Below are 12,147 nucleotides of genomic sequence, written 5' to 3'. Positions count from 1 at the left end.
ACTCCTAGACCGCCGCCGAGCCGACACGGCCCTTGCGCAGTGCATCGATGACCGCTTCTTTCGGGCCGTCAGCGACGACCCGGCCGTTGTCCAGTACCAGCAAGCGATCGACCAGGCTCAACATCGAGGTGCGGTGGGTGACCAGCAACAGGGTTTTGCCCTGCACCCATTGATGCAGTTTCAGCCGCAGCTGGTCTTCACTGCTGTTGTCCATGGCGCTGGTGGGTTCGTCGAGCAGCATGATCGGCGGGTCGAGCAACAACGAGCGTGCCAGCAGGACCGCCTGGCGCTGGCCGCCGGAGAGCAATTGTCCGCGTTCGCCCACCGGCCGGTCGAAGCCTTGCGGGTGCTGGCGGGCCAGATCGGTGACGCCGGTCAGCTCGGCCACTTCAAGCATGCGCGCGTCGCTGATGTAGCGGGCGCCGAGGGTGAGGTTGTCGCGCAGGCTGCCGGCCAGCAGCGGCAGGTCGTGGGCGACGTAGCCGATCTGTTGGCGCAGGTCGGCGACATCGAGCTGGCGCAGGTCGAGGCCATCGAGCAGCAACTGGCCTTCTTCGGGCTCGTAAAAACCCATCACCAGTCGCGCCAGGGTGCTTTTGCCGGAGCCGCTGCGGCCGATGATGCCGACCCGTTCGCCAGGCTTGAGGCTGAAACTGACGTTGCTCAGCGCCGGCGCGTTTTGGCCGTTGTAATGGAAGGTCACGCCGCTGACGTCCAGCGCGCCTTGCAGTTGCGTGCGTTCCAGTGGCCGCTGCTTGCCGTCGCGTTCCTGCGGCAAGGCCATCAGCGCATCGGTGCTTTTCATGGTCAGTTGCGCTTGCTGATAGCGGGTGATCAGCCCGGCGATCTGCCCCAGCGGCGCGAGCACCCGGCTGCCGAGCATGTAGGTGGCGACCAGCGCACCGACGCTGAGGTTACCGGCAATGATGCTGTAGACCCCGGCGACAATCGTCGCCATCCCGGAAAACTGCTGAATGAACAAGGTGCCGTTGGTCGCCAGCGCCGAAAGATTGCGCGCATGGCTGTCGAGGCGGGTGAGGGCGCCGTGGGTGCTTTCCCATTGGTGCTGGCGTTCGCTTTCGGCGCTGCAGGCCTTGAGGGTTTCCAGGCCGCTGAGGGTTTCGATCAGCAGGGCCTGGCGTTCGGCGCCGAGGCTCAGGCTCTTTTGCACGGTGTCGCGCAGTTTGACCTGAATGACCATGGCGAAAATGATGGTGAGCGGAAACGCCAGCAGCGGAATCACCACCAGCCAGCCACCGAGCAGGCCGATCACTGCGAGCATCAACACCACAAACGGCAGGTCGATCAGGCTGGTCAGGGTCACGGCGGTGAGGAATTCGCGCAGGCCCTGAAAATCATGAATGCTTTGTGCGAACCCGCCGATGGTCGCTGGCCGCGCCTTCATCGACATGCCAGTGATGCGTTCGAACAAGGTGGCGGACAAAATCACATCGGTTTTCTTCCCGGCGGTGTCGAGCAAATGCGCACGCACCACGCGCAGAACCAGTTCGAACCCGGTGCCGATCAACAGGCCGATCGACAGCACCCACAAAGTCGAGGTGGCCTGGTTCGGCACCACTCGGTCGTAGGTCTGCATGACGAACAGCGGCACCATCAGGCCCAGCAGGTTGATCAGGAAACTGGCGAGAATCGCGTCGCTGTACAGCCATTTCGACAGCTTCAAGGTGTCGCGAAACCACGCCTGCACCCGGGGCACCAGTGGCGCGCGCAGGTCTTCGAGTTCGTGCCGCGGCCGGGCGAACAAGGCCTGGCCGCTGTAATGTTCGGCGAGTTCGTCGCGGCTGACCCATTGCTCGCCGCCGTCGGCTTCACTGGGCAACAGCAACGCTTTGCCGTCGTCGCCAAAACGCCGCAGCACCGCCGTGCGGCCGTCGTTGAGCAGCAGCAGAATCGGCAGGTTCAGCGACGAAATATCTTTCAGGTCCCGGCGCAGCAGACGCGCCTGCAACCCGGCGCGGGCGGCAGCGCGGGGCAGCAGATCCAGGCTCAGGCGTTGTTTGTTCAGCGGCAACCCGGCGCTCAGGCTGGCGCGGCTGACCGTCGCACCGTGCAGTTTGCAGAGGATCAGCAGACCGTCGAGTAACGGATCATCGAAGCTCAAACGCGGATCGATGCCGGCGGCGCCGGTTTCCATGCGGGTCATATTGATTGCCTCTGTTGAACGGTGATGCGAGGTGAACGACGTCTTCAGATCGTCGGATCGTTCTCACGCTCCCGCGCGGGAATGCAGCCCCGTGACGCTCCGCGTCACTGGACGCGGAGCGTCCCTAGAGGCATTCCCACGCAGGAGCGTGGGAACGATCAGTGTCCACGGCGCCTGTGTGTGTTACTTCAACTCAGGCAAGCGCGCCTGGTTTTTCACCTCGGTCGCGGCAATCGCGTCGGCCGGCAGCACCACTCGTTGCTTGCTCAGCAACTGGCCCATGTTCGCCAACACGCGGTACATCGAGTATTCCTCGGTGTAACGAATTTCGGTGTAGCGACGGTTGGCGTTGTACAGCTCGTTTTCGCTGTCGAGCAGGTCGAGCAGGGTACGTTGGCCGAGGCCGAACTGATCCTGATAGGCGGCGCGTACGCGTTTGGTGGTTTCGGCGTACTCGCGCGCGGTCGGCGTTTGTTTCTTCGCGTTTTCCATGGCGTTCCAGGCCAGACGAATATTTTCGTTGAGCTGGCGCAGGGCGTTGTTGCGGATGTCCATCGCCTGGTTGATGTCGTGGGCGTTGGCCGCCAGGCGCGCCTTGTCGCTGCCGCCGCGGAACAGGTTGTAGTTCATCACCACGCCGACACGCCATTCGTTGTCGTGACCTTCGTCGCCTTGCACGTTGTTGTTCGCGCCCACCGCGGCTTCGGCGTCGAAGCGTGGGTAGAACGGCGACTTCGCTACTTCGTATTGGCTTTCGGCCGACTGCACGTCAGCCTGTGCCGATTTCAGGTACGGGTTGTTATCAACCATGCTCTGCTGGGCTTCGCGCAATTCGGTCGGCAGTTCGCCGCGGGTCGAGGCCGGCGTTTCCAGCTCATCGGGCATGCGCCCGACCACGCTGTAGAAGTTCGATTCGGCGTCGGCCAGATCCACTTCGGCGGTATCCAGGTTGTTTTGCGCCAGCGCCTTACGCGCTACCGATTGATCGGAGTCTGCCGTGCTGCCGACGCCACGCTCGGTGCGCAAGCCGATCTGGTCGTTGACGCGCAAGTGCGCCTGCAGGTTGTTCTTCGCAAGCGTCACCAGTTCGCGACGCTTGAGCACTTCCAGATAGACCTCAATGGTGCGCAGGGCCAGATCCTGCGCGGTGCCTTGCGCGTAATAGGCGCGTGAATTCGACACGCCTTTGGTGCGCTCGACCTCGTTGGCGGTGTTGAAGCCGTCAAAGATCATCTGCCGCAGCCGCAGTTCGGACTGGGTGTAATTGAGGATTTCGGTGTTGTGATTGCCGAAGGCGCGAGTGTTGGTGTTGTCGCTATAGCCGCGTCCGTAAGCGGCGTTCAGGTCGACGGACGGATAGAAACCGCCCTTGGCGACTTTGACTTGTTCATCCGCCGACAGGCGCGCATCCACGCGCGACGCCAGTTCCGGGTGAGTGGCAATGGTGCTTTGAATGGCTTCAGTCAGATTCATGGCGTGGGCTTGAGAAGTGCAAGCCATGGCCAGCAAAACCGCGCTGCAGAGGGGGGTTAGTACGCGCATGGGTGCATCTCCGTAAGTCCTGATGGTGTGTTACTGTCGCCAAATATTTGACGATATTTTAAGGTGTCGGCGTCTCACTCTTGTAACATCAGAGCTAAGAACATCCTGAAGCGTAGCTAAGAAAAAATTTTCATAAGGCTTATGCCAAAAAAAACTTATGCGGTTTTTCAAAAGCAGCACATTGTTCAGCTCGAAAGCCTTTGTTTTATGCGCTTTAGGGAGCTCAAAAGGGCTTGAGGAAAGTTCCATTCACTTTGCTTTAGACGGCGAAGTACTGCTGAAGGGGAGGGACGCGTAACGGTCGATGAGCGACAGATTTTTGTCACTCAGGTGATTCACCACCGTTACGTAGCGCTAGTGGGTGTATTGCCTTGAACAGGGTGCCGAAGTGCTTGAATGCGCTGAGGTTTTCCGGCAGGGCACCCGCGAAACGAACTGTCGAGGGTGCGAGCGTCGCCCCCGGCAACCCGATTGAGCCATGGGCTGCTTCGCGAACCAGTGCCGACGGTGGTCGGCAGCGGAGGATTTCACATGGCAACGCTCATCGGTACGGTCACAAAAATCATCGGTCAAGTATTCGCTCAGGCGGGCGACGGCATCAAACGGCCGCTGTTCGAAGGCGATCGTTTGTATGCCGGCGATCAATTGATCACTGGCGCGGAAGGCGCGGTGGCGGTGAAACTGCAGAACGGCGAGCAATTGACCCTCGGCCGCGGCAGCAGCATCACCATGACCGGGCAACTGCTGGCCGATCAGGCGGTGCCGGTGAATGTTGACGAAGCGCAGACCCCGAGCCAGGCGCAGTTGACCGATGTCGAGCAAATCCAGAAAGCCATTGCTGCCGGTGACGACCCCAGCCAAAGCGCCGAAGCCACCGCTGCCGGGCCCAACGCGCCCAGCGGCAATACCGGTGAACTGGGCGGCGGTCACAGTTTTGTGCTGCTGAGCGAAGTCGGCGGCCGGGTCGACCCGATCATCGGTTTCCCCACCGCCGGTTTCAACGGCATCCCCGAGTTTCCCGACTATCGCCGCGACGCGGACAACGACAATGACAATGGCGATGACGCGCCCGCGCCGATCATTGCGCCACCGCCACCGGTGGACAACCCGGTGACACTGACCGGCCTGGCCGTGCAGGGCGGCGAACTGTCGGTCAACGAAGCCAATCTGCCCAACGGCTCAGCCAGTAACAACGGCGCGCTGACCCAGAGCGGCACGTTCAGCATTTCCGCTCCCGATGGTCTGACCAGCCTGAGCATCGGTGGCGTCAACATCATCGTTGGCGGCGTTGCGGTCGGCTTCCCGCAGTCGGTCACTTCGCAATTGGGCAACACCCTGACCATCACCGGTTACAACCCGGCGACCGGCGTGGTCAGCTACAGCTACACCCTCACCGGCAACGAAACCCATTCGTCTGCTGACGGTGCAAACACCATCAGCGAACAATTCACCGTGATCGCCGGCGACAGCAATGGCGACACGGCCACCGGCACCCTCGACGTCAACATCACCGACGACGTGCCCAAGGCGTTCGACGACAACAACGGTACCGCTTCGGAAACCCAGCTGACCCTGACCGGCAACGTCCTGACCAACGACGTGCAAGGCGCCGACCGCGTGCCGACTGGCCCGGTTACGCCCGGCACCTTCACCGGCACTTACGGCACACTCGTGCTGAACGCCGATGGCACCTACACCTACACCCTCAACACCAACGATACGGACTTCAAAAACCTGCACGGTGGCGGCAACGGCACCGAAACCTTCGCCTACACGATCACCGATGCCGACGGCGATACCAGCACGGCGAACCTCATTCTGCAGATTCACAACAACGACGATCCGGTGATCATCAACGGCCTGAACGTCGAGGGCGGTGAACTGACGGTCAACGAAAGCAACCTCAGCGACGGCAGCGCCCCAAACGCCAACGCGCTAACCCAAAGCGGCACCTTCACCATCACCGCACTCGACGGCGTCACCACCCTGACCGTCGGCGGCATCGCCGTGGTCACCAACGGCGTCGCCGCCGGTTTCCCGCAATCGATCACCACGCCGCTCGGCAGCACGCTGACCATCACCGGTTTCAACCCTGCCACGGGCGTGGTCAGCTACAGCTACACCCTGGTCGACAACGAAGCACACCCGAACGCCAACGGCACCAACAACCTGCCTGAGCAATTCGCCGTCACCGTAGTCGATGACAACGGCACCACCGCCACCGGCACCCTCGACGTCAACATCACCGACGACGTGCCCAAGGCGTTCGACGACAACAACGGCACCGCTTCGGAAACGCAGCTGACCCTGACCGGCAACGTGCTGACCAACGATGTGCAAGGCGCCGACCGCGTGCCGACCGGGCCAGTCACTCCCGGCACGTTTACCGGTACTTACGGCACCTTGGTGCTGAATGCCAACGGCACTTATACCTACACCCTCAACACCAACGATACGGACTTCAAAAACCTGCACGGTGGTGGCAACGGCACCGAAACCTTCGCCTACACGATCACCGATGCCGACGGCGATACCAGCACCGCCAACCTCGTCTTGCAGATCCACAACAATGACGATCCGGTGATCATCAACGGCCTCGACGTCAACGGTGGCGAACTCACCGTCTACGAGAAAAACCTCAGCGACGGCACCAGTCCCGATACACCGGCCCTGACCCAGAGCGGCACCTTCACCGTCTCCGCGCTGGATGGCCTGCAAACCCTGACCGTGGGCGGCATCAACGTGGTGACCGGTGGCGTCGCCGCAGGCTTTCCACAATCGATCGTCACGCCGCTCGGCAGCACGTTGACCATCACCGGTTACAACCCGGCCACCGGCGTGGTCAGCTACAGCTACACCCTGGTCGACAACGAAGCTCATCCGAACGCCAACGGTGCGAACAGCATTACCGAGAACTTCAATGTCGTGGCCACCGACACCGACGGCAGCACGGCCAGCGGCCAGATCAACGTCAACATCGTCGACGACTTGCCGAGCGCGTACGCCGACGCTGCGTCGGTGAAGGAGGGCGGCACGGTCAGCGGCAACGTGCTGAACAACGACGTCGGCGGCGCGGACGGCCCGGCGGTCACGGGTGCGGTCGTCGGCGTGCGCGCCGGTGCCGACACTTCCACATCAGCCATCGGCGGCCTCAATTCGCAGATCAACGGCACCTACGGTTACCTGACCCTCGACGCCAACGGCAATGCGGTTTATCACAGCAATCCCAACACCGTGAACGGCCCGGGCGCGGTGGACGTGTTCACTTACACCGTGCGTGATGCTGACGGCGATGAAAGCACCACCACCATCACCATCGATGTCTATAACAGTTGCCTGAAAGCGGTCAGCGACAGCGATGTCAGCGTCTATGAAAAAGCCCTCGATCTGAACAAGGACGGCCAGGATCTGGCGGCGGGCAGTGTGGTCGGCAGCGACCCGGGCAACAACGGCGAAACCGCGTCCGGCACGCTGGTCGGTTCGGTCACCGGCGCGGTCGGCGCGATCAGCTATGCGCTGGTCGGCAGCGCCAGCGGCAACTACGGGCAGATTCAGCTCAACCCCAACGGCACTTACACCTACACGCTGACCTCGCCGGCGAGCACCACGCCACAGGCCGACGACGGTGCCAACACCCTGACGGAAACCTTCACCTATCAGGCCACTGATTCACTGGGCAACATCGTCACCAGCACGATTGTGATCAGCGTCGTCGACGACGTGCCGAAAGCACTGAATGACAGCAACGCCAACACCGCTTCGGAAAACCAGCTGAGCCTCACCGGTAATGTGCTGATCAATGATGTGCAAGGCGCCGACGTGGTGGCGACCGGACCGAATGCCGGACCGATTACCCCCGGCACCTTCACCGGTACTTACGGCACGCTGGTGCTCAACGCCAACGGCACCTACACCTATACGCTTAACACCAACGATGTGGACTTCAAAAATCTCGGCGGCGGTGGCAACGGTAGTGAGACCTTCACCTACACACTGACCGATGCCGACGGCGACACCAGCACGGCCAATCTGGTGCTGAACATCCATAACAACGACGACCCGATCTGCCTTGACGGCCTCGATGTGAAAGGCGGCGAACTGACCGTCTACGAGAAAAACCTCAGCGATGGCAGCAGCCCAGACACACCGGCTCTGACCCAGAGCGGGACCTTCACGGTCTCGGCCCTCGATGGTCTGCAAACCCTGACCGTCGGTGGCATCGCCGTGGTGACCAACGGTGTCGCCGCCGGCTTCCCGCAATCGGTGGTTTCGCCACTGGGCAGCACCTTCACCGTCACCGGTTACAACCCGGCCACCGGTGTCGTGAGTTACAGCTACACCCTGGTCGATAACGAAACGCATCCGAATGCCAACGGCGCCAACAGCCTCACCGAGAACTTCGCCGTTGTCGCGACCGATACCGACGGCAGCAGCGCGAGCGGCCAGATCAACGTCAACATCGTCGACGATCTGCCGGCGGCCAACCCGGATGCGGCTTCGGTTGCGGAGGGCGACACCGTCAGTGGCAATGTCCTCAGCAACGATGTGGGCGGTGCTGACGGTCCGGCGATCAGCGGCGCGGTGGTTGGCGTGCGTGCCGGCGCCGATACTTCCTCTTCTGCCATCGGCGGTTTGAATTCGCAGATCAATGGCACCTACGGCTACCTGACCCTCGACGCCAACGGCAACGCGGTTTATCACAGCAATCCCAACACCGTGAACGGCCCGGGCGCGGTGGATGTGTTCACCTACACCGTACGCGATGCCGACGGCGACGAAAGCACCACCACCATCACCATCGACGTGCACGACAGCTGCCTGATAGCCGCCAGCGATGCTGACGTGACGGTCTATGAAAAAGCCCTCGACCTGACCAAGGATGGCCAGGATCTGGCGCCCGGCACGGTGACCGGTAGCGATCCAGCCAGCAGCGGCGAAACCGCGACCGGCACGCTGGTGGGGGCAGTCTCCGGCGGAACGGGCGCGATCACCTACACCCTGGTCGGCAGCGCCACCGGCAGCTATGGGCAGCTGCAGCTCAACGCCGACGGCACCTACACCTACACGCTGACCTCGGCGCCGAAAACCATGCCGAACGCCAACGACGGACCGAACACCCTGAGCGAAAGCTTCACCTACCAAGCCACCGATGCGCTGGGCAACAGCACCACCAGCACACTGGTGGTCAACATCGTCGACGACGTGCCAAAAGCCGTGGCATCGGATCGCTCGGTGGCGGCGGTGGAAATCGACTCCAACGTTCTCATCGTCCTCGATATTTCCGGGAGCATGGCCGACCCCTCTGGCGTACCTGGTCTGTCGCGACTGGATCTGGCCAAGCAGGCCATCAGCGCCTTGCTCGAAAAATACGACGACCTCGGCGATGTGAAGGTGCAACTCGTCACCTTCAGCAGCGGCGCCACCGATCGCACCTCGGTGTGGGTCGACGTCGCCACGGCAAAAACCCTGCTCGCCGGGCTCAACGCCGGCGGCGGTACCAACTACGACGCCGCGGTGGCGGTGATGCAGAGCGCCTTCAACACCTCGGGGAAACTGACCGGGGCGCAGAACGTCGGTTACTTCTTCTCCGATGGCAAACCCAACGAGGGCGACATCGGTACGGCCGACGAAACAGCGCTGAAAAACTTCCTCGATGCCAACAACATCAAGAACTACGCGATCGGCCTGGGCAGCGGCGTGAGCAACGCCAACCTCGACCCGCTGGCCTATGACGGCATCAGTCACACCGACACCAACGCAGTGGTGGTCACCGACCTCAATCAGCTCAACTCGGTATTGTCCGGCACGGTGCAGGGCGCCCCGGTCACCGGCTCGCTGCTCGGCGAGGGCGGTTCGTTCGGCGCCGATGGCGGTTTCATCAAGTCCATCGTGGTCGACGGCACCACCTACACCTACGATCCGAAAGCCCTCGGCGGCCAAGGCTCGTTGACCGCGAGCGGCGGCGCCAATCACGGCACCTTCAACACCGCCAACAACACGTTGAGCATCGCCACCAACAACAGCGGCACCTTGCTGATCAATCTCGACACCGGCGAGTACACCTACACCTCGCAGAAAACCACCGCCGTGGTCATCACCGAGAACATCGGCTTCACCGTCAGCGACAACGACGGCGACCTCGCCAGCTCGACGCTGACCGTCAAAGTGATTCCCAACGCGCCACCGGTGGCGATGGACGATCACGTCATTACCAACGTGCTGTCGGGCAACATCGTGGTGCCGGGCGAACTGTTGCTGGCCAACGACACCGATCCGAACGGCGATGCCCTCAACGCCACACCGACCAGTTTCAACACCGGTTGGATTTCAAAAGCGGCGGACTTTACCGGCTCGGGCGTGATCCTTTTCAATAACCCGAACAACAACCCCGCCAACCAAAGTCTCGCCAACGTGCGCAACGCGTTCAATGCCACTGCCGCGACCATGACCGCCGTGCTCGTTGTCACGGGGTATCTCGGCGCGGTGAGCAACAGCAACGCCAACGACGAGGACCGCATTACCGTCAACCTGCGCCAGGGCGAAACCCTCAACCTGGATCACAACCTCGATCCCGGTCGGATCAGCATGGAGTACTCGCTCAATGGCGGTGCCTGGATTGCCCTGAATGACGGGCAAACCCTCACAGCGTCAGCCGATGGCGTGTACCAGATCCACATCACCAACATCGCCAACGCCACGGGTAACGGCAACCCGAACGGGGCGGAAAGCTATCAACTGACCATGACGCTGAACTACGCAGGCGCCCATGACGTTACGGCGGATTATCACGGCACCTACACCGCCAGCGACAACCACGGCGGCAGCGACACGGCCAACGTCAGCATCAGTTATCAGGACGGCCACATCCTCACCGGTACCGCCGGCGATGATGTACTGGTGGCCGGCAACGGCGACAACATCATCAATGCCGGTGACGGCAACGATGTGCTCACCGCAGGCTCAGGCAACAACGAGCTGCACGGCGGCGCCGGTAATGACCTGCTCTACAGCGGCGCGGGCAATGACCTGCTCGACGGCGGCACTGGCATCGATACCGCCAGCTACGCTCACGCAACGGCCGGCGTCAGCGTCAATCTCGGCCTGCTCGGCGCGCAAAACACCCTGGGCGCCGGCAGCGATACCCTGACCGGCATCGAAAACCTGCTCGGCTCCAACTTCAACGACAGCCTCACCGGCGACAACAACAGCAACGTGATCAACGGCGGCCTTGGCAACGACACTCTGAACGGTGGCGGAGGCGACGACCTGCTGATCGGCGGCTTGGGCAACAACACCCTGACCGGCGGGGCCGGGGCGGATACTTTCCAGTGGCTCAAGGGCAACAGCGGCCACGACCTGATCACCGACTTCACCCCGGGCACCGACAAGCTCGACCTGTCGCAACTGCTGCAAGGCGAAAACGCCAGCACCGCCTCGCTGGACGACTACCTGCACTTCACCGTCAGCGGCAGCGGCGCCTCGGTGATGACCAGCATCGACGTCAGCGCCATGGCCGGCGCCACGCCGAACCAGACGATTGATCTGGCCGGCGTCAACCTTGCCAGTCACTATGGCGTGACACCGGGCGCGGGCGGCATGGTGGCTGGCGGGCATGACACGGCGACGATCATCAGCGGGATGTTGAATGATCACTCGTTGAAGGTGGATACGGTGTAAGCGCAGTCTGAAAAACGAAAAAACCGCCGTCCCTGTTATAGGGGCGGCGGTTTTTTTCTGCCTGAGGGCGCTGCATTGCTCATACGTCAGTCTTCGCGAGCAGGCTCGCTCTCACAGGGGAGCGCGGTCAACCCATGTGTGCGAGCCTGCTCGCGATGGGGCCAGAACAGGCACCGATCCACAGCTGCCGATTGATCGTTCCCACGCTCTGCGTGGGAAGCATCAGTGGAGGGTGGCGCTACTGCGGCAACTCCAGATTATCCAGCACCCGATTCATCGCCAGCTCGCCAAGCATGATCAACTGCGCAATCCCCAACAGCGTTCTGCGCTGCGAGGCGGGTATGAGGTTGGCGAAGTCATTGGCAATGGTTCTGGCCGAGGCGAGGGTTTCGCAGGCGTTGGCCAGTAGTTCCTCGTTTTTGAAGTCAGCGGTCACGGCGTACATCGTGCGTTTTTTACGCGGCGGTGGAGGGGAACCGGGCGGGCAGAGGTAGTGATCGAGGGCGCGGTCGGCGGCCTCGTGGAGTTTGGTGGAGTCGAGGGATTCGTAGGGGGAGGTGGGGTCGGTTGCGGGTGGGTTTGGCGTTGGTTTGGTCATGGTGAAGCTCCTTGAGATGTGGAGCCGTCATCCTTCGCTGCTAAACGAAGAGGGTGGCGGCTGTACGCGGGTTAGCAGACCAGGCTCAAGGATCCCGGCGCACCGAAGTGCCCCACGCAAAGCCGCCATTACGTAATGGCGGGACCGCGTGCCTTGAAATTGCCGA

General features: G+C 62.1%; 4 protein-coding genes. 1 reads left to right on the top strand and 3 read right to left on the bottom strand.

Features of this window, described 5'->3' with window-relative positions; translation table 11 throughout:
• Positions 1–4: 4 nt before the first annotated feature.
• Positions 5–2,164, bottom strand: a complete 2,160-nt coding sequence (locus BLU24_RS21410; RefSeq protein WP_093103618.1) for a type I secretion system permease/ATPase — start codon at positions 2,162–2,164, stop codon at positions 5–7.
• 183 nt (positions 2,165–2,347) lie between these two features.
• The gene (locus tag BLU24_RS21405; protein ID WP_093103615.1) at positions 2,348–3,706 is read right to left on the bottom strand and encodes a TolC family outer membrane protein; all 1,359 of its coding nucleotides are present in this window, start codon (positions 3,704–3,706) and stop codon (positions 2,348–2,350) included.
• A 531-nt stretch (positions 3,707–4,237) separates the two neighbouring features.
• Here BLU24_RS21405 and BLU24_RS21400 point away from each other — a divergent pair.
• Positions 4,238–11,383, top strand: a complete 7,146-nt coding sequence (locus BLU24_RS21400) for a retention module-containing protein (RefSeq protein ID WP_093103612.1) — start codon at positions 4,238–4,240, stop codon at positions 11,381–11,383.
• 238 nt (positions 11,384–11,621) lie between these two features.
• Here the strand turns inward: BLU24_RS21400 and BLU24_RS21395 are convergent, their stop codons facing one another.
• Positions 11,622–11,981: a DUF6124 family protein gene (locus BLU24_RS21395; protein WP_093103609.1), complete on the bottom strand. Its 360-nt coding sequence runs from the start codon at positions 11,979–11,981 to the stop codon at positions 11,622–11,624.
• Between the last annotated feature and the right edge of the window lie 166 nt (positions 11,982–12,147).

The sequence above is a fragment of the Pseudomonas sp. Z003-0.4C(8344-21) genome (genome assembly GCF_900104975.1).
Classification (GTDB): Bacteria; Pseudomonadota; Gammaproteobacteria; order Pseudomonadales; family Pseudomonadaceae; genus Aquipseudomonas; species Aquipseudomonas granadensis.
Note: the sequence above shows the minus strand (reverse complement) of the source record. Positions and strands in the feature narration are given on the sequence as shown.

Excerpts from the sequence above, each read along its gene's own strand:
- BLU24_RS21410 (WP_093103618.1), bottom strand. The coding sequence starts at position 2,164 with ATGACCCGCATGGAAACCGGCGCCGCCGGCATCGATCCGCGTTTGAGC.
- BLU24_RS21405 (WP_093103615.1), bottom strand. The coding sequence starts at position 3,706 with ATGCGCGTACTAACCCCCCTCTGCAGCGCGGTTTTGCTGGCCATGGCT.
- BLU24_RS21400 (WP_093103612.1), top strand. The coding sequence starts at position 4,238 with ATGGCAACGCTCATCGGTACGGTCACAAAAATCATCGGTCAAGTATTC.
- BLU24_RS21395 (WP_093103609.1), bottom strand. The coding sequence starts at position 11,981 with ATGACCAAACCAACGCCAAACCCACCCGCAACCGACCCCACCTCCCCC.